This is a genomic window from Nocardioides sp. NPDC054178 (genome assembly GCF_055585005.1).
Map to the genome: position 1 here is coordinate 1,059,224 of NZ_JBVJKY010000002.1, position 24,190 is coordinate 1,083,413.

The following is a 24,190-nucleotide window of genomic DNA, read 5'->3' on the forward strand; positions in this document are numbered from 1 at the left end:
CATGACCATCCTGGAATCGCCTCCGGTCACCGCCGCCAGCAAGATCTTCAACTTCCCCCGCAACGCCTGGTACGTCGCGGCCTGGGACCACGAGGTGACGGCGAAGCAGCCGCTCGCCCGCACCATCGCCGACCGCCCGCTGGCCCTGTGGCGCAACAGCGACGGCCGTGCCGTGGCCCTGGCCGACGCCTGCTGGCACCGGCTGGCGCCGCTGTCGAAGGGCAAGGTGCTCGGCGACGAGCTCCAGTGCCCCTACCACGGGCTGCGCTACAACTCCGCCGGCCGCTGCACGAGCATGCCCGCGCAGGAGACCATCAACCCGAGCGCGATCGTCCCGTCCTACCCCGTCGTGGAGCGCCACCGCTACGTGTGGGTCTGGGTGGGCGACCCCGACCTCGCCGACCCCGACGCCGTGCCCGACATGCACCAGATGGACTCCCCGGAGTGGGCCGGCGACGGCGAGACGATCTACGCGCCCTGCAACTACCAGCTGGTGCTCGACAACCTGATGGACCTCACCCACGAGGAGTTCGTGCACAGCTCGAGCATCGGGCAGGACGAGCTCTCCGAGGCCGAGTTCGAGGTGAGCCATACCGACCGCGGCGTGACCGTGACCCGCTGGATGCGCGACATCGACGCGCCCCCGTTCTGGCTGAAGAACATGCGCGACAGGTTCCCGGGCTTCACCGGGAAGGTCGACCGCTGGCAGATCATCCACTTCGAGGCACCCTCGACGATCCGCATCGACGTCGGCGTCGCCAAGGCCGGCACCGGTGCCCCCGAGGGCGACCGCAGCCAGGGCGTCAACGGCTTCGTGATGAACACGATCACCCCCGAGACCGCGCGCACGTCGCACTACTTCTGGGCCTTCATGCGCAACTACCGCCTGGAGAGCCAGACGATCACGACCCAGCTGCGCCAGGGCGTCCACGGCGTCTTCGGTGAGGACGAGGAGATGCTGGCCGCCCAGCAGCGTGCGATCGACGCCAACCCGGACCACGAGTTCTACAGCCTCAACATCGACGCCGGCGGGATGTGGGTGCGCCGGATCCTGGACCGCATGCTGCAGGCGGAGGGTCTCCCCGCCGCCGCGGCTGCGAAATGAGGCCGCAGCCATGGCAGTGAACACCCAGACCTGGTGGCAGCAGGGCCGCGTGGTCGAGACCGACGACCTCGCCGAAGGCGTACGCCGCGTCGTGCTCGCTCCCGACCGCCCCGTCCACGCCGCGCCCGGCACCCACGTCGACCTCCGGCTCGACCTCTCCGGGCACGTCCGGAAGCGGTCCTACTCCGTCGTCCGCTCCGAGGACGGCGGCCGCAGGCTCACCCTCGGCGTCCAGCTGGCCCCCACCTCCCGCGGCGGGTCCCGCCACATGCACGGCCTCGAGGCCGGCGACGTGGTCGAGATGACCGGTCCGGTCCAGAGCTTCCCGCTCGGGGTCGGCGCCGACCGCTACGTGCTGGTCGCCGGCGGGATCGGCGTCACCGCGCTGGTCGCGATGGCCGACACCCTGCGCCGTCGCGGCGCCGACTACACGCTCGTCCTGGCCGGCCGGCGGCGCGCCGTCATGGCCTACCTGGACGAGCTCGTCGAGGTGCACGGCGACCGGGTGCGGGTGTTCGTCGACGACGAGGACGTACGCCTCGACGTGGAGACGCTGGTCGGCGAGGTCGCCGGCTCGCCGGCGGCAGCGCGGACCGAGATGTACATGTGCGGCCCGATCCGGCTGATGGACGCGATCCGCCGTGCCTGGGTGGCCCACGAGCTGCCCGAGCCCAACCTGCGGTTCGAGACCTTCGGCAGCAGCGGCGCCTGGGCGGCGGAGGACTTCGTCGTGCACCTGCCCCAGCTCGACCGTTCGGTCCGCGTCGGCAAGGACAGCTCGATGCTGGACGCGCTCGAGGACGCCGGCGTCGACGTGATGTGGGACTGCCGCAAGGGCGAGTGCGGGATCTGCCAGGTCAAGGTCCTCGACGTCAGCGGCCGGATCGACCACCGCGACGTCTTCCTGAGCCAGCAGCAGAAGGAGACGTACGCGTCCCTGTGCCTCTGCGTCGCTCGCGCCGCCCGCGGCGAACCCGACGCATCCTCCGCCGAGCCGGCGGCCGTGACCCTGCACCTCCCGTGAACCCCCACCCCGAAAGAGACCCGAGATGAACCTTCGTGCGCGCATCGACGCCGCCGCGATGACCCCGTATCAGTGGATGGTCGTCGCCCTCTGCGTCCTGCTGAACTGCCTGGACGGATTCGACGTGATGGCGATGGCCTTCACCGCCTCCTCGCTGAGCGAGGAGTTCGCGCTGAGCGGCTCGGAGCTCGGCCTCCTGCTGAGCGCCGGGCTCGTCGGCATGGCGGTCGGCTCGCTGGCCCTGGCCCCGGTCGCCGACGTCATCGGACGCCGCCCGCTGATCCTGATCAGCGTCGGCCTGGCGACCCTCGGCATGCTGCTCTCCGCCGTTGCCCCGTCCGCCGTCCTGCTCGGCCTGGCCCGCGTCGTCACCGGGCTCGGCGTCGGCGGCATCCTGGCCAGCACCAACGTGATCGCGAGCGAGTACGCCTCGGCGCGCTGGCGCGGCCTGGCGATCGGCCTCTACACGGCCGGCTACGGCATCGGCGCCACCCTAGGCGGCGTGGCCGCGCGCGGCATGCTGACCGACCTCGGCTGGCGCAGCGTCTTCGTCGCCGGTGGTGTCGCGACCGGGATCGCGCTGATCCTCCTCGTGGTGCTGCTGCCCGAGTCCGTCGACTTCCTGGTCCAGCGCCGGCCGCGGCAGGCCGTCGAGCGGATCAACCGGATCCTCGGGCGGCTCGGACAGCCCGCGATCACCTCGGACACGCTCGAGGCCGCGCCGCAGCCGACGAGCCGGCACCGCAACGGCAACCCCGGCGTCCTGCTGGGCGCTGATCTGCGGCGCTCGACCCTGCTCATCTGGGTGGCGTTCCTGGCGACGATGTTCGGCTTCTACTTCGTCAACAGCTGGACCCCGCAGCTGCTGGTGACCTCGGGGATGGCGGAGGCGGACGCGGTCACCGCCGGCATGATGCTGGCGCTGGGCGGCACTGCCGGCTCGGTCCTCTACGGTCTCGTCGCCTCCCGGCTGGACAGCCGCCTGGTCCTGATCGGCTTCACCGTGCTCTCGGCCGTGACGATGGTCGTTTTCATCACCAGCACGGCGCTGCTCGGCGTCGCGCTGATCATCGGCGTGGGGGTCGGGGCGCTCATCAACGGCTGCATCGCGGGCCTCTACACGATCACCCCGGCCGTCTACGGCACCGAGATCCGCAGCACCGGCATGGGCTGGGCGATCGGCATCGGCCGCATCGGGGCGATCCTGTCGCCGATGCTCGCCGGGCGCCTGCTCGACGCCTCGTGGACCCCGGTCAACCTGTACGTCGGCGCTGCCGTCGTGGTCGCGATCTCCGCCGTCGCCCTGCTCTTCCTGCGGACCGGGCGAGCCGCTCGGACCGTCCCGGACATGGCCTCGGCCTAGGCGCGGGGAATCGGCCCGTCCCGGCTGCAACCGGGACGGGCCGTGGAGCGTCTGGATCGGCAGGACGCCCGCTCGGGGCGTACGACCGACGAGGAGTCCACCCATGTCCACATCCCGCATCCAGCTCCGTGCCGCGCTCGCGGCGACCGCCGTGGTCGGTCTGCTCGGCCTCGCCGGGTGCGGGAGCGACCCGGCCCCGTCGGCCGGCTCGCCCTCCGCCGCCCCCTCCTCCACGGCACCGTCCGCATCCCCGTCCGCAGCCCCGTCCTCCGAGCCGCCCGCGACTCCCACCCCGACACCGGCGCCCTCGGAGGTCCCGGTCACGGCCACTCCGACGCCGAACCTCGACTGGGGCGGCCCGCTGGCGCCCGGGGCCTTCGGGAAGATCAAGGCCGAGGGCAACGTACGCTCTCTCGTGCAGCAGGGCTGGATGACCCGCGACACCGCGCGCGAGGAGGCCTGCGAGGGCAAGCACTGGAAGTGGGTCGACCAGGTCGGCGACGGCGTCGACGTCATCTACGACCAACAGGGCAACATCGGCTCGTTCGGGATGAGCAAGCCCGTGCTCGAGACCGCCCGAGGCGTCACGATCGGCGACTCCCTGATGGTCCTCAAGGACATCTACGGGATGGGCGCCCAGCAGACCAACGACTACGGCCAGACGACCTGGGTCGTCCGGGACGGCGACCGCTGGATCGGCTTCCTGCTCTCCGGCAGCTCCCGCGACGCGAAGATCGAGTTCATCGAGGTCTCCGTCGGCCACCGGCCAGGCCTGCTCCGCGACGGCTGCTGATCCCTCACGCGGCAAGCAGCTCCCCCGACGTACGGTGGAGATGACCGGATCCCGTTCTCGTGGAGGTATCCCATGTTCCGTCGTGCCACGGCAGCCGCACTCGCTGCCGGCTGCCTGCTGACCCTCGCCGCCTGTGGTGAGGGGACCGATCCCGACCCGGACGATCGCAACGAGGTGAGCGCGAAGCTCGCCGGTCCGGACGGGAAGCGGGTCGGGACCGTCGAGATCGAGGAGGACGACGGGGCCACCCACATGAGCGTCCGGGTGAGCGGCCTGTCGGCCGGCTACCACGGGTTTCACGTGCACACGACCGGGAAGTGCGAGGCCGACAGCGCGGCCCCGGACGACCCGTCCAAGACCGGCGACTTCCTCTCCGCGGGCGGCCACCTCAACCCCGACGACAGCGCCCACGGCGAGCACCTCGGCGACCTGCCCGCGCTCCTCGTGAACGAAGACGGCACCGCCAGCCTGGAGCTCACCGCCCCCTTCACGCTCGACGACCTCCGCGACGCGGACGGCAGCGCGGTCATGATCCACGCCGGCCGGGACAACTACGCCAACGTCCCGGACCGCTACGCCCCCGAGGGCCCGGACGAGGACACCACCAAGACCGGCGACGCCGGCGACCGCATCGCCTGCGCGGTGATCGAGGCCGGCTGACCGTCGCGAAATGAAGCGACGTACGCCGCCGGGGACAGCAGACTGGAACGGTGACCACCGATCTGACCCCGACTGACATGGCCCACCTGCGACGCTGCCTGGAGCTTGCGGCCGAGGCGCTGGCGGACGGCGACGGGCCGTTCGGGTCCGTCCTGGCCGACAGCGACGGCAACGCGCTCCAGGAGGATCGCAACCGCGAGCACTCGACCGGCGACCCGACCGCACATCCGGAGATCGTCCTCGCCCGCTGGGCGGCGACCCGGCTCGACCCGCAGACGCGGGCCGGGGCGACGGTCTACACGTCCGGCGAGCACTGCCCGATGTGCTCGGCGGCGCACGGCTGGTCCGGGGTCGGGCGGATCGTCTACATCGCCTCCTCCGAGCAGCTGACGCAGTGGCGGACCGGCTGGGGTGCCGGTGAGTCGCCGGTGCGAGCGCTGCCGATCCAGGAGGTCGCCCCCGCTGTCGAGGTCGTCGGCCCCGTCCCCGAGCTGGTCGAGGAGATCCACGCGCTCCACCAGGCGGCCGCCGGGGCCTGAGCGCCGGGGGCGTGTTACCCCGAACACACATTTCTTGCATTGACTGCAACTTGCACTCACTGCAAGAATAGTGCGGTGCCCACATCACCCCCGCCTTCGAACGCTCGCGAGCGTCAGAAGCGGGAGCGTCGGCTGGCGCTGATCGAGGCTGCTCAGCGACTGGTCGGCGAGCGCGGTCTCGATGACGTCACCGTGGAGGAGATCAGCTCCGCGGCGGGGTTGTCGACGCGTACGTTCTTCAACTACTTCGACTCCAAGGACGACGCGGTCCTCGGCATCCAGGAGATCGACCTCGACGCCGAGGTGCGCGCGACGTTCGTCTCCGGCGGGCCGTCGGGACGACTGATGACCGACCTGGAGGCGCTGGTGGCGGGATTCCTGGGGAATGCCGCCCCCAACATCGAGCAGGGCGAGCGGGCGATGCGGCTGATGATGTCCGAGCCCCGGCTCGTCCAGCGACACATCGCCTGGCACCAGCGCGTCGTCGGCGAGCTGGAGCAGCTGCTCGCCGAGCGCCGCACGGCACGGCCCTCCCCTGTCGACGACGACACGATCGGGATGGTCGCCGGGCTGCTGCTGCGGGCGAGCGCGCTCGCCTGGGCGCGGTCGGGCTACGAGGGCGATGCGGCGGCGCATCTGCCCGAGGCCGTGGCACAGCTCCGCCTGCTCCTCGACGACTAGCCACACCCTCTCGGGACTCTCACGTCACACGGGGACCGTGTGTCTCCGCTCCTTCAACCCCCGCCTGTTCACTCCTGCCTGGAAGGTCCAACCCATGAGTCACACGGTCGCGCCCGACGCGCCCGAGAAGCCGTTGGTCGTGCTGACGCCGCGTACGATCTGGCTGATCTTCGGGGCCCTGATGGCCTCGATGTTCCTGTCCTCCCTCGACCAGACGATCGTGAGCACGGCGATGCCGACGATCGTCGGAGAGCTCGACGGGGTCGAGCACCAGGGGTGGGTGATCACCTCCTACATCATGGCGATCGCGATCGTGATGCCGCTGTACGGCAAGTTCGGTGACCTCTGGGGTCGCCGCTGGCCGTTCCTCGTCGCCGTCGCCCTGTTCACGCTCGGCTCGCTCTTCGGCGGGATGGCGCAGACGTTCCCCGAGCTGGTCGCCGCCCGCGGTCTCCAGGGGCTCGGCGGTGGCGGGCTGATGATCCTGTCCCAGGCGATCATCGCCGACATCGTGCCGGCCTCCGAGCGCGGCAAGTACATGGGCCCGATGGGCGCCCTCTTCGGTATCTCCGCCGTCATCGGGCCGCTCCTCGGTGGCTGGCTCACCGACGGCCCGGGCTGGCGCTGGACCTTCTGGATCAACGTACCGATCGGCATCATCGCGCTGGCCGTGGCCTGGCTCGCCCTGCGGCTGCCCTCGCACCGCTCCGGACGTCCGGTCGACTGGCTGGGGATCATGTTCATGGTGCTCTCCACCTGCGGCATCGTGCTGCTGACCTCGTGGGAGTCGCTCGGCCAGGACGGTTACGACTGGTCCTCGCCGCAGCTGCTCGGCGTGCTCGTCGGCACCCTGGCCTCGGTGGCCGCGTTCATCGTCACCGAGACCCTCGCGCCCGAGCCGCTGATCCCGCTGCGCCTCTTCAAGAACCCCACCTTCACCGTGACCACGCTGATCGGTCTGGTGCTCGGGATGGGCATGTTCTCGGCGATGGCGATGCTGCCGACCTTCCTGCAGATGTCGACCGGCGCCTCGATCACCGGCTCCGGGCTGCTGATGCTGCCGATGATGGCCGGCCTGATGCTGACTGCGATCGGCTCGGGCATCGCGATCTCGAAGACCGGTCGCTACAAGATCTTCCCGATCGTCGGCCTGCTCATCACCGCGGCCGGGATCGCCTGGATGACCACGATCACCGGCGACATGTCGATGATCGTCTTCGGGCTGATGATCTTCGTGCTCGGCGCCGGGATGGGCCTGGTCATGCAGACCATCGTGCTCGCCGTCCAGAACGCCGTCGACCCGCACGAGCTCGGCACCGCGACCTCGGCGAACAACTTCTTCCGGGAGATCGGTGCGACCGTCGGTACGGCGCTGTTCACGACCGTGTTCACGACACGGCTGTCCGACAACTTCGGGGGCCTGGCCGAGAAGATGGCCTCCTCGGGGATGATGCCCGCCGACGGTGCCGGGTTCTCCGGTGGCAGCCTCACCCCGGCCGCCGTCGAGAAGCTGCCCGAGCCGCTCCACACCTGGGTCGTCGACGCCTTCACCGAGGCGCTCGCACCGGCGTTCTGGTATCTCGTGCCGCTGATCCTCCTCGGCTTCGCGCTCGCGCTGTTCCTCAAGGAGGTCAAGCTCTCCGACGAGGCCGGGATGGTCGCCCGCGGGGAGGCGGTCGCCGGCTGAGGGCTCCTCGGCGGCTTCCTTGACGCTCGCCGTGGCAGGGGGCATCCTCCTGTCACGGCGAGCGTCTGTTCGGGGGACGTGCGCAGCTCTCGGAAAGGCACGCCATGGCCGCTCGCGCTCTGCCCACCTCGATCGCGACGGTGTCCGCTCTCGTCGCCGGCCTGCTCGGCGCGACGCCGGCGTCGGCGTCTCCGCCTGCGGAGGCCGAGGACATCGTCCTGGAGACGCTCTCCAACCGGGCCGACCTGGTCTCCGACGGCAACGGGCTGGTGCGGATCACCCTCCCGCAGGACGCCGACGCCGACGACCTGGAGGTGGGCCTGAGCGGCGACCGCGACGTGACCCAGGCCTTCGCCGAGCGGCCCAACGGTGAGATCGAGGGCGTCGTACGCGGCCTGCGGGTCGGGACCAACGAGCTGACCGCACGCCTGCCCGACGGTCGCGGCGCCCGGCTCACCCTCACGAACCACCCGCGCGGCGGGCCGGTCTTCTCCGGACCCCAGCTGCAGCCGTGGCGCTGCCAGCCGACCGCGACGGACGCGCAGTGCAACCAGGAGCCGACGATCAGCTGGCTCTACAAATCGACAAATCCACTGCTCGACGGTCTCCAGCCCTACGACCCCGCGAACCCGGCCCGCGACGTCGCCTCCACGACCACCGACGAGGGCGTGACGGTGCCGTTCGTCGTACGGGTGGAGACGGGCTACCAGAACCGCGACCAGTACCGGATCGCCGTGCTCTGGCAGCCGGGCGAGCCGTGGCGGCGCTGGCGACCGCAGGAGCAGTGGAACAACAAGCTGTTCATCCCCCACGGCGGCAGCTGCGGGGTGGACCACGAGACCGGGACCGCGCCGACCACCGACTACGCCGGCACCTTCGACCTCGGCATCCCGGTCGTCGCCGACGCCCTCGGCGACAGCCCGACCGTCGCCCTCGGCCGCGGTTTCGCGATGCTCTCGACGGCGCTGGCCAACACCGGCCACAACTGCACGGTGACCAGCGAGGCGGAGTCGCTGATGATGGCCAAGGAGCATCTCGTCGAGACGTACGGCGACCTGCGCTACACGATCGGCAGCGGCTGCTCCGGTGGCTCGATCGCGCAGCAGACGATCGCCAACGCCTACCCGGGGATCTACCAGGGGCTGGTCGTCACCTGCTCCTACCCCGACTCGCTCTCGCCGGGCCTGCAGTTCTCCGACTACCACCTGCTCCGCAAGTACTTCGAGAGCTCCGAGCGGCTCACCGACGGGAAGTTCTGGAACCCGCTGCAGTGGGCGGCGGTCGAGGGCCATCTGCTGCCGCTCAACGCGGTCACCGCCGACGAGGGCCTGTTCAAGCAGGCGGTCGTGCCGACGCACCCGTGTGCCGGGGTCAGCGACCAGGAGCGGTACGACGCTGCGACAAACCCCGGCGGCGTACGCTGCTCGATCATCGACGGTGCGATCAACGTCTTCGGTCCGCGGCCGGAGAGCGTGTGGACGCCGCAGGAGAAGCAGATCGGGCGCGGCTTCGCGGGCTCGCCGCTGGACAACACGGGTGTGCAGTACGGCCTCGAGGCGCTCCGTTCCGGGGCGATCACGCCGGAGCAGTTCGTCGACGTCAACGAGAAGGTCGGCGGGCTCGACATCGACATCCAGCCGCGGGCTCGGCGCTCGGTCGCCGACCCGACGGCGCTCACCAACGCCTATCGCAGCGGCATGGTCAACACCGCCAGCAACCTGTCCGAGGTCGCGATCATCGACCACCGCGGCCCCGACCCGGGCGTGGCGCACGACGCGCGCTGGGCGTGGGCGATGCGCGACCGGCTGACCCGGGAGCAGGGGCACGCGGACAACCAGGTGATCTGGTACGGCGTGACGCCGCTCATCGGCGACCCGAGCTACTCCAAGGAGGCGCTGCTCGCGATGGACCGCTGGCTGGCCTCGGTCGAGGCCGACGACCGCTCCGTGGCGCTGGCGGACAAGATCGTCCAGGACCGCCCCGGCGACCTGCACGACCGGTGCACGCAGACCCAGGGGATCTCCAGCGAGGACGGCCTGTTCCTGCCGGTCGCGGACCCGCTGGTGGACGACCTGACCGGCGGCGCGCTCGACGGCCTGAACGGCGCCCTCGACCCGGTCCTGGATCCCGCGCTCAACCTCGTCGTCGACCCTGTCTCGGACCTCGTGTGCGGGCTCGGGCCGGTCAGCGACCTGGTCAAGACGGACTTCGCGACGCCGCGGATCGTGGCCGGCGACAACAACTACTCCGACAACGCCACATGCCACCTCAAGCCGCTGCGCCGCACCGACGACTACGGCGCCTTCGGCCTCACCGATGCTCAGTGGGCCCGGCTGGAGGCGACCTTCCCCGACGGGGTCTGCGACTACAGCAAACCGGGTGTGGGCTTCACCGAGACGGTGCCGTGGCTGACCTATCAGCGCGCCGATGGATCGGTCGTCTACGGAGGTACGCCGATAGGCCCCGCCCCACGGTCGGCGCCGTTCGAGAATTGACCGGTGACCCGCGCCGAGTCGGCGCTAGTGTCCCGGCCATGCCTTCTCCCGAGCCGACCTTCGTCCTCGTCCACGGCGCCTTCGCCAACTCGTTCTCGTTCGCACCGCTCCAGGCGGAGCTGGCGCTGCGTGGGTTCCGTTCGCTGGCGGTCGACCTGCCCGGCCACGGCTTCGCGGCAACCTTCCCGGCGGCCTACCAGGCACCCCAGGACCTTGCCGCGCTCGCGACGGCGCCCGGCGGGATCAAGGGCGTGACCCTCGCCGACAACGTGGCCCACCTGGTCTCCGTGCTCGAGCGGGCGAAGGCGCACGGTCCGGTCGTCGTGGTCGCCCACAGCCGCGGCGGGATCACCCTGACCGCGACCGCCAACGCCCGCCCGGACCTGATCGACACGATGGTCTACGTGTCGGCCTGGGCCCCGGTGGAGCTCGATGCGGCGGCGTACAACGCCGAGCCGGAGATGGCCTCCTTCGACGCCTCCGCGCTGATCGGCGCGGCCGCCGCGAATCCCGCCGACGTCGGTCTGCTGCGCTGCAACTTCCGCACCGCCTCCGCCGAGGTGCTCGCCGGCCTCAAGCACGCCTTCCTGGCCGACGGCACCGACGACGAGTTCCGAACGTTCCTCAACACCTTCCAGCCCGACGAGAACCTCGACGCGGGTGGACCGGGCGACCGCGCCCAGGCGGCCACCTGGGGCACGGTCCCCCGCGCGTTCGTACGCCTCAGCGAGGACGTCAGCATGCCGCCCGCCATGCAGGACCGGCTGATCCGCGAGGGCGACGCCCTCACCCCGGAGAACCCGTACGCCGTCCACACCCTGGAGTCGAGCCACCTCGGCTGGCTCGTCCACCCGGCACCCGCCGCGGACCTGCTCGCGGAGATCGCGGCCGGCTGAGACCAACAAGTGGGTCATTTGTCCAGGACTCTTGACCCACACTGCCGCGGGCGGGCATCCTCCGGGTATGACTTGGGTCACCTGGAAGACTGCGACGGCTTCAGCGGCGGTGACGGTCGCCGCGCTCGGACTCGCGGCGGCACCACCTTCGGCGAGCGCGACGACCACCCCGTCGAGCACCGCACAGGCCGCGACCGACCGGGGCGAGGACTTCCTGGTCGGCCGCGGCATCGCCGACGTCACCGGCGAGGTCGCCGAGGCCGGGATGATGGGCTACGCCGACCTCGGCCAGGTCAGCAGCGGCCTGCACATGCGGCAGCGCGCCCGGGCCTTCGTGATCGCCGACCCGGAGTCGGGCGAGCGCGTGGTCCACGTCCTCGCCGACGCCGGGATGATCTTCCAGAGCGTCCGCGACGCCGTGCTGGCGAAGCTCGAGCAGCGCTTCGGCGAGACGTACACCGAGCGCAACGTGATGCTGACCGCGACCCACACGCACGCGGCGCCCGGCGGCTTCTCGCACCACACGCTCTACAACGTCACCACGCTGGGCTACCACGGCAAGACGTTCCGCGCGCTCGTCGACGGGATCGTCTCCTCGGTCGTGCGGGCGGACGCCGACCTCGCTCCGGCCGAGCTGAGCCTGTCGACCAGCGAGCTCACCAACGCCAACGTCAACCGCTCGAAGACGGCGTTCGACCGCAACCCGGAGGCCGACAAGGCGCACTTCCCGGGCGGTGTCGACACCCGGAGCACCACGCTCCAGGTCCACCGCGGCGGCGAGCTCGACGGGGCGATCAACTGGTTCCCGGTCCACGCGACGAGCATGTCGACCGACAACACCCTGGTGAGCCCCGACAACAAGGGCTATGCCGAGTACGCCTGGGAGCGACTCGCTCGCGGCGTCGACTACGTCGAGGACAGCGACGACCCCGGCTTCGTCGCGTCCTTCGCGCAGACCAACTCCGGCGACATGTCGCCGAACCTCAACCTGAAACCCTCCGACGGCCCGACCACCGACCAGTTCGAGAACACCCGGATCATCGGGACCAGGACGTACGACGCCGCCCGCCGCGGGCTCGACGACGACCGTGCGCTGAGCGGAGGCGTCGACTCCCGGATCGTCTACGTCGACCTCGCGAACACCGCGGTACGTCCCGAGTTCACCCCCGACGGGAAACCGCACACCACCTGCCCGGCCGCGCTCGGTGCGGCGTTCGCGGCAGGCAGCACCGAGGACGGCGGCGGCGGGCTGCCGATCTTCAAGGAGGGCAAGGACGGCGGCAACCCGGCGGTCGCGGCGATCTCCGAGGCGCTCTACACCGCGAGCCCGGCGCTGCGCGCGTGCCAGGGGTCGAAGGAGATCCTGCTCCCGGTCGGGGCGCTCGACATGGTGCAGCAGAAGCTCCCGGTGCAGCTGGTCCGCGTCGGCGACCTCTACCTCGTCGGGATGCCGGCCGAGGTGACCGTGGTGTCCGGTCTGCGGCTGCGGCAGGCGGTCGCCGAGGCGGTCGGGACCGACATCGACCACGTGCTGGTGCAGGGCTACGCCAACGCCTACGCCCACTACCTGACCACGCCGGAGGAGTATGACGCCAAGGAGTACGAGGGCGCCTCGACGCTCTTCGGACGCTACGAGCTCCCGGCGTTCATGCAGACCGCGGCCGACCTCGGCACCGCGATGCGGGACGGGGTCGACGTACCGCTCGGGGAGAAGGAGCGCGACCGCAGCGCCGGGCAGCTCCCGTCGCTCCAGGGCGCGGTGGTGGCCGACGCGCCGCCGATCGGCAAGGGCTACGGCGACGTGCTGACTGCGCCGGGCGCGACGTACCGTCCGGGCGAGCAGGTGAGCGTCACCTTCGCCGGTGCGCATCCCGACAACGACCTGCACCACGGGGGCAGCTATCTCACCGTGGAGCGGCAGACGCCGACCGGCTGGCAGCGGGTCGCCGACGACGGCGACTGGTCGACGAAGCTGCACTGGCAGCGCTACGGCGTCGCCGCGTCGAAGGTGACGATCACCTGGGACGTACCCGAGGACGTGGCGCCCGGGAGCTATCGGATCCGCTACTTCGGCGATGCCAGGAGCCTGCTCGGCAGCGTCCGGGCGATCAGCGGCACCAGCCCGACGTTCGCGGTGGTCGACTGATGCGCGCCGCGACGGTAGGCCTCGCGGCGGCGTGCGCACTCGCGGCGACGTTGCTGCCCGGCCCGGCTGGATCGGCGGCCTCGGCAGCGCCCCCGCCGCCCGACCTGAGCATCCTGACCCACAACGTCGCGATGCTGCCGACGATCCTGGGCGGGAAGGCCAACGGCGTCAGGGCGGGCCTGTCCGCGGAGGCCGACCACCTGCGTGGGCACGACGTCGTGGTGCTGGAGGAGGCCTTCGACAACGGCCCGTCCGACACCCTCAAGTCCCGTCTGGCCAGCCAGTATCCCCACCAGACACCGGTCCTCGGCCGCTCCCGGTCGGGCTGGGACGAGACCCTCGGGTCCTACTCCGCACTGACCCCCGAGGACGGCGGCGTGACCATCCTGAGCAGGTGGCCGATCACCCACCGGGTCCAGTACGTCTACGCCGACGGGTGCGGCGCCGACTGGTTCGCGAACAAGGGCTTCGTCTACGCCCGCCTCGACGTCGACGGCCGACCGGTGCACGTGGTCGGGACCCACGTCCAGGCCGAGGACCCTGCCTGCTTCGGCCGCGGCGCCGACGTCCGGGCCGCGCAGTTCGCCGAGCTCGACGGCTTCCTCGACGGGCTCGCGATCCCGGCCGACGAGCCGATCGTGATCACCGGCGACCTCAACGTCGTCAAGGAGTCCCCCGAGTACGCCACCATGCTGACCGCGCTCGACGCCACCGCCCCGGCCTTCGCCGGGCACCCCTACAGCTGGGACCCGGAGACCAACCCGCTGGCGAGCTCGGGCGGGCGCGAGCAGCTCGACTACGTGCTGTTCCGGAGCGGCCACGCACAGCCTCGCGGTTGGACGAACACCACGCTGACGCCGACCTCGCCGCCGTGGAGCTCCGGCGGGACGACCTACACGGACTACTCCGACCACTATCCGGTCCTGGGAGGCACGTCATGACCTGGCAGAACTGGGCGGGCACCGAGCGGGTCACGCCCGCGCGCGTCGCCAACCCCGCGACGACCGGCGAGGTGGCGGCCGCCGTCAAGGAGGCCTCCCGCGACCGGCTGCAGGTCCGGATGGTCGGGTCGGGACACTCGTTCACGGGCGCGGCGGTCGCGCCCGGCGTACAACTGCGGCCGGAACGGCTCGACGGGGTCCGCTCGGTCGACCGCGACTCCGGGCTGGTGACGGTCGACGCCGGCATCCCGCTGCACCGGCTCAACCCGATCCTGGCCGGGCACGGGCTGGCGATGGAGATCCTCGGCGACATCGACCGGCAGACCCTCGCCGGTGCGATCTCGACCGGCACCCACGGCAGCGGCGCCGCCTTCGGCAGCATCTCGACGCAGGTACGCGGCCTCGAGCTCGTGCTCGCCGACGGGTCGGTCGTGCAGTGCTCGGCGACCGAGCGGCCCGAGCTGTTCGAGGCCGCGCGGGTCTCCTTCGGCGCGCTCGGCGTGATCACCGCGGTGACGCTGCAGTGCGTGCCGCTCTACGCGCTGCGGGCGGTCGACGCGGCCGCGCCCCTCGACGAGGTGCTCGACGGCGTCGACGAACTGGTGGCCGCCAACGACCACTTCGAGTTCTTCTGGTTCCCGCACACCACCACCGCGCTCACCCGGAAGTTCCAGCGGCTGCCCGGGGACACCGAGCTGCGCCCGATGAGCCGCTTCGCTCGCACGGTCGACGACCGGATCGTCACCAACATCGGCTTCGAGGCGATGCTCCGCGCCGGCACCCGCTTCCCGCGCCTGGTGCCCGGGATCACCCGGTTCGTGACCAGGGCGATCTCCGCACGCGACTTCACCGACCTGGCTCCGAACGTGTTCGCCTCCGACCGGGACGTACGTTTTCGGGAAGGTGAGTACTTCGTGCCGCGCGACGCGCTCGTCCCGGCGCTGCGGGAGCTGAAGCGGTGGGTCGACACCCACGACGAGGCGGTGTCGTTCCCCTTCGAGGTCCGGTTCGTACGCCACGACGACATCTGGCTCTCGCCGGCCTACGAGCGGGACTCGGCCGTCGTCGCCTTCCACCAGTACCACCGGATGCCGCACGAGCGCTGGTTCGGCATCTGCGAGGACGTGCTCGGCGCCGCCGGCGGCCGGCCGCACTGGGGCAAGCTGCACCGGCTCGACGCTGCCGCCCTGCGTGAGGTCTATCCCCGCTTCGACGACTTCGTCGCGCTCCGCGACCGGCTGGACCCGGCCGGCGTCTTCGCCAACCCCTACCTGGACCGCGTGCTCGGCCCTTCCCCGGAGGCTCGAGGATGAACCTGACCCAACGCTCCGGCCCCGCCCGTACGCCGTGGCCGGACCTGCTCGCCGCGACCGAGCACCTGGACCCGCCGTTCGCCGTCCTCGACGTGGCGGCACTGCGTACGAACGCCCACCAGCTGGTCCACCGTGCCGCCGGGAAGCCGATCCGGGTCGCCAGCAAGTCGATCCGGGTGCGCTCGGTGATCCGAGACGCGCTCGAGGTGCCCGGGATGTCCGGCATCCTCGCCTACACCCTGCCCGAGGCGCTCTGGCTCGCCGAGGAGCACGAGGACGTCGTGGTCGGCTATCCGACCATGCACCGCGAGGCGCTCCGCCGGCTCGCCGGGGACGAGGAGCTCGCCTCCCGGGTCACGCTGATGGTCGACAGCCCTCGGCATCTCGACCTGACCGCCGAGATCGTCGGGCCGGACGGCCCGGCCATCCGGATCTGCCTCGAGCTGGACGTCTCGCTCCGGCTCGCGGGCGGCCGGCTCCACCTCGGTGCCCGCCGCTCCCCCGTGCACACACCCGAGGCCGCCGCCGCACTGGCCCGCCAGGTGGCCGCTCACCCGCGCTTCCGACTGGTCGGCCTGATGGGCTACGAAGGTCAGATCGCGGGCATCGGCGACAACCAGCCCGGCCTGAGCCGCTTCGCGGTCCGGGCCATGCAGCGCCGGTCGGCCGCGGAGCTCGCCGAGCGGCGCGCAGAGGCGGTCGCCGCCGTACGCAGCGTCGCGCCGCTGGAGTCCGTCAACGGTGGCGGCACCGGCAGCCTCGAGCTCACCGCGGCCGAGCCCGCGGTCACCGAGGTCGCCGCCGGCTCGGGGCTCCTGGCACCGCGCCTGTTCGACTTCTACACCCGGTTCCAGCCCCAGCCCGCGGCGTACTTCGTCCTCTCGGTCGTACGTCGCCCCTCACCGCAGCACGCCACCGTGCTCGGCGGCGGCTGGATCGCCTCCGGCGCCGCCGGCAAGGACCGGCTGCCGACGCCGGTGTGGCCGCAGGGTCTCTCGCTGGTCGACCGGGAGGGAGCCGGCGAGGTGCAGACGCCGCTGGTCGGCGACCGGGTCGACGACCTCGACATCGGTGACCACGTCTGGTTCCGGCACACCAAGGCCGGCGAGCTGTCCGAGCACGTCGACGAGATGGTGCTCGTCGACGGCGACCGCATCCTCGACGTCGTCCCCACCTATCGCGGCGAGGGCAAGACCTTCCTCTGACCTCCGCGTCGGGGCGTCAGGACCCCTCCGCGACCAGCCCCAGCAGCTGCGTGGCGGCCAGGTCGATCGCGGCGCCGGCGGTCTCGGCGTCACCCTCGTTGAGATAGAGCAGGGTCATCCCGTCGACGATCGCGGTCAGGTAGCGCGCCAGGACGGCTTCGTCGACGGTCCAGGTCACCCCGGTGCTGGCGGCCAGCGTCTCGATCACCTGCGTGTGCGCGTCCAGATAGGTGCGGTACTGCTTCCGCGCGAACTCCGCCAGGGCCGGGTTGCGGGTCGCATACTGCGTCAGCTCGTACGTCACCCGGTGCTCGTCGGGGTTGTCCAGCACGTGCTGCCAGTAGGAGGCCAGCCCACCACGCAGCTTCTCCTCCAGCGTCCCCGAGCCCTCGATGATCTCGAGGGCCGGCGCCAGCGTGTGGCTCGTGATCGTGGTGATCACCTGCTCCAGCAGCTCCTCCTTGGAGCGGAAGCAGTAGTGGAACGCGCCGAGCGCCATGTCCGCCTCGGCCACGATCGACCGCGTCGTCGCCTGAGCGACCCCGTCGCGCGCCATCACCCGGATCGCGGCCTGCACCAGCAACCGTCGCCGCTCGTCCGCAGACACCCTCACCATGCGACCAAGACTAGCGTCCAAGTCGCAGACCGGATCAGGTCAGGCCGAAGGTGCTGGAGCGGCGTCCCGGGGTGGAACCGACGGTGAGCGCACCACGGTCGTGCTGGAGGTAGCCCCCGCGATCCGTGGCCACCTGCAGGGAGATCCCACCCTTGACCGGGACCCTGCGAACGCTGGCCTCCGCGGCGTACGCCGGGCCTGGCTCGACCGGGTCGATCCGGACCGTGCCGCCGACGACCCGGACGTATCTGTCGGGGAAGTTGACCGACTGCAACGACTCCGAGCCGTCGCCCACGAGCCCGGGGACGAAACGGAACTGGCTGTCGGCGAGCTCCCTCGGGGCGCGGTCCACCCGCACGGCGTACTCGTAGTGGCGTACGAACGAGCCCGGCGCATCCAGCGGGCTGAGCCGGACGATCGGCCCGCCCCTGCCGACCGGAACCCCGAACAGGGGCGTCCCGTCCTCGTGCCACACCACCTTCTGCACGCGCGCGTGCCGGTTCGGGTCGTAGAGGGGGTCTCCGGTGATGTCGCGGTAGTCCCGGGCGTGGTAGACGAGGACGTCGGTCACCCCGTCCTCGGCGACCGTGAACGAGTTGTGCCCCGGGCCGTACTGTCCGGTCTGCACGTTCGTCGTGAACACCGGACCGGGGCTCTTGACCCACGACGCCGGGTCGAGCAGGTCGGCGTCCGCCGACGCGGTGAGCAGGCCCAGGCAGTAGCGCGCGTCGGTGGCGCTGGCCGAGAACGTCATGAAGACGCGGCCGTTGCGGACCAGCACGGCGGGTCCCTCGTTGACCTTGAAGCCCTGCACCTCCCAGCTGCGGGTCGGGGTCGCGATCCGCGCCGGGAAGGTGCTGATCGCGAACGGGGAGCTCATCTCGGCGATGTAGAGGCTGGTGTTGACCGCGATCTCGGGCTCGCTCTGCGCCCAGACCAGGTAGCGGCGGCCGGCGTGCTCGAAGGTGGTGGCGTCGAGGGCGAAGCTCTGCCACGGCGTGATGATCTGCTGCGGCGCACCCCAGCCCGCCGGGTCGCGCGGGTCGGCGAGCGTCGACTCCATGACGTACATCCGGATCCGGAAGACGTCGTCGGAGTCGCCGGCCGCGAAGTAGACGTACCAGCGGCCGTCGATGCGGTGCAGCTCGGGCGCCCAGATGTGGCCGCCCATCTTCCCGCTGGCGGGGCGGCGCCAGATGACCGACTCCGCCGCGGTGGCGAGCCCGGCAAGCGAGGCCGACCCGCGGATCACCAGACGGTCGTACTCCGGCACGGAGCCGGTCAGGTAGTACATCCCGTCGACGGGCCGGGTGACGAACGGGTCGGCCCGACGCTCGACCAGCGGGTTGAGGGTCGGCACGCCCCAGATCTCGGCGTCGCTGGGCATCGGTCCCGCCGGTGCGGCGCCCGCAGGCGTCGCGCCCGCTGGTGCGGCGTACCCGGCGAGCGCGGCCGCAGCGCCGAGGCCGACCCCGGTCTGCAGGAGGTGGCGCCTGCTGAGGCCGGCTCGGAGGCTGAGGTGGTTCAGATCGTTGGACATGGTGCTCCCCTACCGGGTCTGGATGCGGATGAAGGTCACGGAGTACGGCGCGAACGTGCGCGTGAAGGTGCTGTCCACGCCGCGGATCGTGCTCGTCACCGGCTTGATGGGCTGCGCCGTACGCGTGTTCTGCTCCTCCGGGTCGCCGCTGATGACGGTCATCTCCGCCTTGGCGGCGACCTTGACACCGAGGTCGACGCGGGTGACCGCCGGCTCGGCCTGGGCGTTGACGACCTTGACGATCAGGTCGCCGGTCGCCTCGTCACGGGTGACCACCTGCGCGAACGGCTCGGTGACCTGGTCGTCGTCGAACTCCTGGAAGAGCTGGCCGTCGAGGAAGAGCCGGACATGGGTGCCGCGGACCTCGACCCGTACGTCGTAGGTGCGTCCGGTCTCGACCGAGTGGCCCTCACGGGCGACCAGGGTCTCCTTGCCGCCGTTGGTGGCCTTCTCGACGACGGTGCGGGTGTTGTTCCAGCCACCGATGTTCCACCAGTAGAAGTTGCCGGAGTCCTTCACCCCGAACGCGACCAGGAATCCCTCGGCACCGGACAGCTTCTTGGCCTTCAGCTCGATGTCGTAGTCGCTCACGGTGATGTTCGCGCCCTTGACCAGGGTGTCCTGGGCGGTCGCGTCGGCCTGGGTGTAGGCGCCGTCGACGACCGACCAGGTCCCGCGGTCGGCCAGCGGGCTCCAGCCCTCGGCGTCACCGTCCGCGAAGTCGTCGGCGAACAGCTCGGCCCCGTCGGGCGCGGTGACCGACACGTCGTCGTACGCCACGGACGTGGCCCAGGTGGAGAGGCCGATGCCGCCGGTGATGGGCTTCGGCTGGATCACCTTGCCGGTCGCCTCGCTGGGGACGACCCGGTCGCCGACGTTGTTCATGAACAGCTTCTGGACCTGGTAGTTCGCAGAGCTCCAGGACTGGTCGTTGTCGAACCAGATCATGTCCGGGCGCCACTGCACCTGATCGATGTTGGCCAGCAGCGGGGCGTAGGAGGCGAGCCGGACGACGTCGGCGTTGCGCTCGAGCCCGGTCATGTACGCCGCTTCGGACAGCGCGTTGAAGAGCTTGTTGTCCTGGGAGGCGTACTCGCCGAGGAAGACCTTCGGCCCGTTGCGGTCGTAGCTGTCGTAGCGATCGTTGTTCTGCAGGAACCAGGTCGGGGAGTTGTAGTAGTGCTCATCGACCATGTCGACGCCGGCGGCACGATTCTGCGCCCAGTGCTGGTCGAAGAGCGCGCCCTCGTCGTCGGGGCCGGAGTTGCTGATGATCGTGATCTCGGGGTAGCGCGCCTCGATGGCCGCACGGAACTTCTCGAACCGCTCGAAGAACTCCGTCGGCAGGTTCTCCTCGTTGCCGACACCGAGGTGAGTGAGCCCGAACGGCGCCGGGTGCCCCATCTCCGCGCGCAGGGCGCCCCACTCGGAGTCGACCGGACCGTTCGCGAACTCGATGAGGTCGAGGGTGTCCTGGATGTGGCGCTGCAGCAGGGCCTCGTCGTCGGTCGCCCGGTTCTGGCCGCAGCCGGTGACCAGCGCGGGCACGACCGGCAGCGGCATCGCCCCGATGTCCTCGGCGAACTGGAAGTACTCGAAGTAGCCCAGCCCGTAGGACTGGTTGTAACCCCAGAAGTTGGCGTTGGTCGCGCGCTCCTCGACCGGGCCGACGGTGTCCTTCCACTGGTAGGACCGGGCGCGCTGCCAGTCGGAGGATGCGTCGTAGCCGGACATGCTGCCGGTGTTGACGAGGCAGCCGCCCGGGAAGCGGACGAACTCCGGCTCGAGCGCCGCGATCTTCTCGGCGAGGTCCTTCCGCAGCCCGTTCTCCCGGCCCATGAAGGTGTCCTCGGGCAGCAGGGAGACCATGTCGAGGCGCAGCGTGCCTACGCCCTCGCCCTGGAGCCACAGCCGTGCGGAGTCGGTCGTGGCGCTCGCGGTGAAGGTGCCGGTGTACTTCTTCCAGGTGTCGCCGTTCACCTGGAGCCGGACCGGAGCGGCGTACGCCGTGCCGGCCTGGTCCTGGAGCGACACGGTCAGCGGCGTACCGCCGGCGGAGTCCGAGCGTGCCCAGACCGAGAAGTCATAGCGCTTCCCCGCCTCGAGCGCGACACCGTTGTTCCAGCCGCTGTTGGCGACGCCGTACGTGCCGCCGCCGGCGTTGGCCAGCGAGAGCTGCAGGTAGGTGCGGTTGCGTTCGTTGAGCCGTGCGCCGTCGTTGACCGGGGTGGCGGTCCCGGCCCCGCCACCGACGCCTTGCGGGGTCCACGCGGTCAGGCCGGTGTAGGAGCGGTTGTCGACCGGGAGGAACTCGAACGACCGGTTCCGCACCAGCTCGGCGTAGAGGCCGCCGTCGGCCGCGTAGTTGATGTCCTCGAAGAAGACGCCGTACATCGTGTCGCTGATCTCCGGCCCGGACTCACCGGCGTGGGCCGTGATCGTGTAGTCGGGCGGGGGCGTGACGGGTCGGCCGCCCGCGCCCAGGCTCGGCGCGGCGTGGGCCAGGGGCAGCGCCAGGACGGTGACGGCGGACAGGGCGGCCAGCAGACGGGTTCGATGCACGATGGTCTCCTCAGAACACGCGATAGACGGTGCGGATGCGGTCCAGCTCGGCCTTGGTCACCGGCAGGACGGTCCCATGGCGGGAGCGGCTGGGAAGCTGGTAGTCACTGGGGATCCGCGGGCCGTGCGCGGTCGGGTACGACGGGTCCATCTGCGCGCCTCCAGGAGTCGTCCATGGGGTGGGGACACCACACGATGTGACCTCAGTCACATCGAATGTGAGCGCTAACATAAGCAGGAAGGCGCCGCAGTCGTCAAGAGAAACGGGCGAAGCAGGCCCGCCCCGGACGCCTGCTCAACATGGCTCCGACCTGCAGATCCGGCGGTAATCGGACGTCGCAGGATCGCCGATCGCGAAATCGTTTTCCGGCATCGACTCACACCTGGTTCACTGACCCGGTGGCATCCTCCCCCGGCTCGCTGTGGCACACCCTGATCCATCTCCGCGGCAACCCCCGCGCGTGCGTGTGGACCGAGCCGATGTGGGGCCTGTCGATGGCGCTGGTGCTGCCGTATCTCTCCGTCTTCATGCTCACGCTCGGCCTGCACGACGCAGAGATCGGCCTGCTCGCGACCGCCGGGATGATCTCGCAGGTGTTCTTCGGGCTGGCCGGCGGCATCATCACCGACCGGATGGGGCGCCGGCTGACGAACGCGGTCTTCGACGTGATCGCTTTCGTGATCCCCTGTCTGATCTGGGCAGTCGCGCAGGACTTCTGGGCCTTCCTGGCCGCCTCGCTGCTCAACGGCGCACTACAGGTCACCGCGAACGCCTGGGACTGCCTGATGGTCGAGGACGCGGAGCGCGACCAGATCACCGGCATCTACTCCCTCGTGCGGGTCGCGGCCGACTGCTCGGCGCTCTTCGCACCGATCGCGGCCTTCATGGTCGCGCAGTTCGGCCTGGAGCCGGCGGTGCGGATGCTCTTCGTCAACGCAGCCGTGGTGATGCTGGCCAAGATCATCCTGCTGTACGTCGCGTCCACCGAGACCCGCCAGGGCCGGATCCGGATGGAGGCGACCCGTCACGAGAGTCTGTGGCGGCTCTTCGTCGGCTACCGCGAGGCCGCGAGGCTGCTGGGCCGCTCGCACGGATCGTTGCTGGCGCTGGCCGTCGCCGCCGTCGTCGCGGCGGTCACCCTCGTCAACGGCACCTTCTGGCAGGTCCTGGTCAACCGTCACCTCCACGTGCCCGAGGCGGTGCTGCCGTTCTTCCCGATGGTGCGCTCGCTGCTGTCGGTGCTCTTCCTCTTCACTCTGATCCGCCGGTTGACCTCGGGGCACGACCTGAAGCAGGCGACCCTGTGGGGCTTCGGCATCTACCTGGCGGGCCAGCTGGTGCTCGTCGCGATCCCGGCCGCCGAGGGCGACGCCGACCTCGTGACGTACGCCCTTCTCGGGGTCTGCCTTCTCCTCGACAGCTTCGGCGCCGGGATGCTCTTCATGCTCTCGGAGTCGCTCGTCGCCTTCCACGTCGACGCCGCCGAGCGGTCGCGCGTGATGGCGCTGCAGCGCACCGCGGTGATGCTCGCCGCCGCCCCGTTCGGCTGGATCTCCGGTTGGCTCTCGGGGATCGACCGCACCTACCCGTTCTGGCTGACCAGCGCGCTGCTCGCGATCGGCTTGGTCGTCACCGTCGTGTGGTGGACCGCTTCCCGCACCGAGCCGCCGGTCGAGACTGGCGTGGCTGCGGATCGCTTCTGATCGCGCGCGGCCTGCGCGACTTGGCGTGCGGTCCTGGACGCCCTCGCGACCGAGTGGGGGGACTCCAGCAACGCGGGCGCCCGGACCGCACACGGAAGTGATAGCACGCATTCATGAACGAGCGCCGACAAACGTCGCCAACTGGTAACGAGCATGCTCAGCCAGCCGTCCGAAGGGGCGGAGCGTCACCCATTCCGGCACCTGGCCCCCTTGGCGAGGGTCTGGGGGCTTGCCCCCACGCTGCCTAACTACATCAGGCACGTAGGGGGACCGGCCGCCAGGCCGCACGCCCCCGGAGGCCGCGCACGCGGCCGAAGGCCGCCTTGAGTCAGTGGAGAAAGTTCTCACGGATCACAGCCCGGGCAGGCGCTTGCCAGGTGTCTCCGTTGCTATCTGTCCGTGGGTTCACCGGATTCGAGCGCCCGCACAAGGAGCACGCGAACGAGTGCCTTCACCGACACTGCCAGTCCGAGCCAACCGACAAAGCTCCCGACGAGATCCACACGATTCAGCGTCTCGGGGTCGGTGCCGTTGCGGATCATCTCCGCTAGCCACATGTTGATGACGACCAAGATGAAGATGAATGCCACCGTCACGGACCAGAACTGAGCAACTGCGTCCGCGTCGGCCGGGCTGAGATCGGGTGCGCGCGGGGCCAGCGCATCGGCGGCCAGGTTTCGGGCATCGATCATGCCCAACGTCCCTATCGCCTGAGTGAGCGAGCTGGTGACGGCGATCGAGTCGAGGGCCTTGAACGAGTTCGCGAGCGCATCGATGCCCTTGAACGAGTCCACGAGCGAGCTGCTGACGGCGATCGAGTCGAAGGCCTTGAACGAGTTCGCGAGCGCATCGATGCCCTTGAACGAGTCCACGAGCGAGCTGCTGACGGCGATCGAGTCGAAGGCCTTGAACGAGTTCGC

At 70.6% G+C, this 24,190-nt stretch carries 20 protein-coding genes; 15 read left to right on the forward strand and 5 right to left on the reverse strand.

Annotated features, from left to right (window positions below; translation table 11 throughout):
- Window position 1 precedes the first annotated feature (1 nt).
- The 14 genes from ACZ6WN_RS11770 to ACZ6WN_RS11835 all read left to right on the forward strand — a co-directional run bounded on the left by ACZ6WN_RS11770 (window position 2) and on the right by ACZ6WN_RS11835 (window position 16,848).
- Window positions 2-1,105: an aromatic ring-hydroxylating dioxygenase subunit alpha gene (locus ACZ6WN_RS11770; RefSeq protein WP_465864816.1), complete on the forward strand. Its 1,104-nt coding sequence runs from the start codon at window positions 2-4 to the stop codon at window positions 1,103-1,105.
- Window positions 1,106-1,115: 10 nt separating this feature from the next.
- Complete coding sequence (locus ACZ6WN_RS11775) at window positions 1,116-2,129, forward strand: PDR/VanB family oxidoreductase (protein ID WP_465864817.1); 1,014 nt, start codon at window positions 1,116-1,118, stop codon at window positions 2,127-2,129.
- A gap of 25 nt (window positions 2,130-2,154) precedes the next feature.
- Window positions 2,155-3,492, forward strand: a complete 1,338-nt coding sequence (locus tag ACZ6WN_RS11780) for an MFS transporter (protein ID WP_465864818.1) — start codon at window positions 2,155-2,157, stop codon at window positions 3,490-3,492.
- A gap of 103 nt (window positions 3,493-3,595) precedes the next feature.
- A complete protein-coding gene (locus ACZ6WN_RS11785) occupies window positions 3,596-4,285 on the forward strand; it encodes a hypothetical protein (protein WP_465864819.1) in 690 nt (229 codons plus the stop codon).
- A 72-nt stretch (window positions 4,286-4,357) separates the two neighbouring features.
- Complete coding sequence (locus ACZ6WN_RS11790; RefSeq protein ID WP_465864820.1) at window positions 4,358-4,945, forward strand: superoxide dismutase family protein; 588 nt, start codon at window positions 4,358-4,360, stop codon at window positions 4,943-4,945.
- A 50-nt stretch (window positions 4,946-4,995) separates the two neighbouring features.
- Window positions 4,996-5,484, forward strand: a complete 489-nt coding sequence (locus ACZ6WN_RS11795) for a nucleoside deaminase (RefSeq protein WP_465864821.1) — start codon at window positions 4,996-4,998, stop codon at window positions 5,482-5,484.
- 75 nt (window positions 5,485-5,559) lie between these two features.
- Window positions 5,560-6,165: a TetR/AcrR family transcriptional regulator gene (locus tag ACZ6WN_RS11800; protein WP_465864822.1), complete on the forward strand. Its 606-nt coding sequence runs from the start codon at window positions 5,560-5,562 to the stop codon at window positions 6,163-6,165.
- Between the two features lie 94 nt (window positions 6,166-6,259).
- On the forward strand, window positions 6,260-7,852 hold the full coding sequence (locus ACZ6WN_RS11805) for an MDR family MFS transporter (protein WP_465864823.1): 1,593 nt from the start codon (window positions 6,260-6,262) through the stop codon (window positions 7,850-7,852).
- Window positions 7,853-7,956: 104 nt separating this feature from the next.
- Window positions 7,957-10,347, forward strand: coding sequence for a DUF6351 family protein (locus ACZ6WN_RS11810; protein ID WP_465864824.1), 2,391 nt, complete (start codon window positions 7,957-7,959; stop codon window positions 10,345-10,347).
- A 38-nt stretch (window positions 10,348-10,385) separates the two neighbouring features.
- Window positions 10,386-11,243, forward strand: a complete 858-nt coding sequence (locus tag ACZ6WN_RS11815) for an alpha/beta hydrolase (protein ID WP_465864825.1) — start codon at window positions 10,386-10,388, stop codon at window positions 11,241-11,243.
- A 67-nt stretch (window positions 11,244-11,310) separates the two neighbouring features.
- Window positions 11,311-13,389, forward strand: a complete 2,079-nt coding sequence (locus ACZ6WN_RS11820; protein WP_465864826.1) for a neutral/alkaline non-lysosomal ceramidase N-terminal domain-containing protein — start codon at window positions 11,311-11,313, stop codon at window positions 13,387-13,389.
- Window positions 13,389-14,330, forward strand: a complete 942-nt coding sequence (gene sph, locus ACZ6WN_RS11825) for a sphingomyelin phosphodiesterase (protein WP_465864827.1) — start codon at window positions 13,389-13,391, stop codon at window positions 14,328-14,330. Before ACZ6WN_RS11820 ends, sph begins: the two co-directional genes overlap by 1 nt.
- Window positions 14,327-15,643, forward strand: a complete 1,317-nt coding sequence (locus ACZ6WN_RS11830) for a D-arabinono-1,4-lactone oxidase (protein ID WP_465864828.1) — start codon at window positions 14,327-14,329, stop codon at window positions 15,641-15,643. The genes sph and ACZ6WN_RS11830 overlap by 4 nt, the downstream gene beginning before the upstream one ends.
- On the forward strand, window positions 15,640-16,848 hold the full coding sequence (locus ACZ6WN_RS11835; protein ID WP_465864829.1) for an alanine racemase: 1,209 nt from the start codon (window positions 15,640-15,642) through the stop codon (window positions 16,846-16,848). Before ACZ6WN_RS11830 ends, ACZ6WN_RS11835 begins: the two co-directional genes overlap by 4 nt.
- 16 nt (window positions 16,849-16,864) lie before the next feature.
- Here ACZ6WN_RS11835 and ACZ6WN_RS11840 read toward each other — a convergent pair whose 3' ends face one another.
- From ACZ6WN_RS11840 to ACZ6WN_RS11855, 4 genes are read right to left on the reverse strand one after another with little or no spacing between them, the layout of a single operon-like run.
- A complete protein-coding gene (locus tag ACZ6WN_RS11840) occupies window positions 16,865-17,464 on the reverse strand; it encodes a TetR/AcrR family transcriptional regulator (protein ID WP_465864830.1) in 600 nt (199 codons plus the stop codon).
- A gap of 34 nt (window positions 17,465-17,498) precedes the next feature.
- Window positions 17,499-19,004: a family 43 glycosylhydrolase gene (locus ACZ6WN_RS11845; protein WP_465864831.1), complete on the reverse strand. Its 1,506-nt coding sequence runs from the start codon at window positions 19,002-19,004 to the stop codon at window positions 17,499-17,501.
- A 9-nt stretch (window positions 19,005-19,013) separates the two neighbouring features.
- Window positions 19,014-21,566 (reverse strand): alpha-L-arabinofuranosidase C-terminal domain-containing protein, encoded by a 2,553-nt coding sequence (locus ACZ6WN_RS11850; RefSeq protein WP_465864832.1) that lies wholly within the window; start codon window positions 21,564-21,566, stop codon window positions 19,014-19,016.
- A gap of 10 nt (window positions 21,567-21,576) precedes the next feature.
- Window positions 21,577-21,717 carry a hypothetical protein gene (locus ACZ6WN_RS11855; protein WP_465864833.1) on the reverse strand — a complete coding sequence of 47 codons (141 nt, stop codon included), beginning with the start codon at window positions 21,715-21,717 and terminating at the stop codon, window positions 21,577-21,579.
- 248 nt (window positions 21,718-21,965) lie between these two features.
- Between ACZ6WN_RS11855 and ACZ6WN_RS11860 the strand changes: the two genes are divergently transcribed.
- Complete coding sequence (locus tag ACZ6WN_RS11860; protein ID WP_465864834.1) at window positions 21,966-23,270, forward strand: MFS transporter; 1,305 nt, start codon at window positions 21,966-21,968, stop codon at window positions 23,268-23,270.
- A gap of 389 nt (window positions 23,271-23,659) precedes the next feature.
- Here ACZ6WN_RS11860 and ACZ6WN_RS11865 read toward each other — a convergent pair.
- The coding region (locus tag ACZ6WN_RS11865; RefSeq protein WP_465864835.1) for a hypothetical protein at window positions 23,660-24,190 on the reverse strand (531 nt) is incomplete at its 5' end.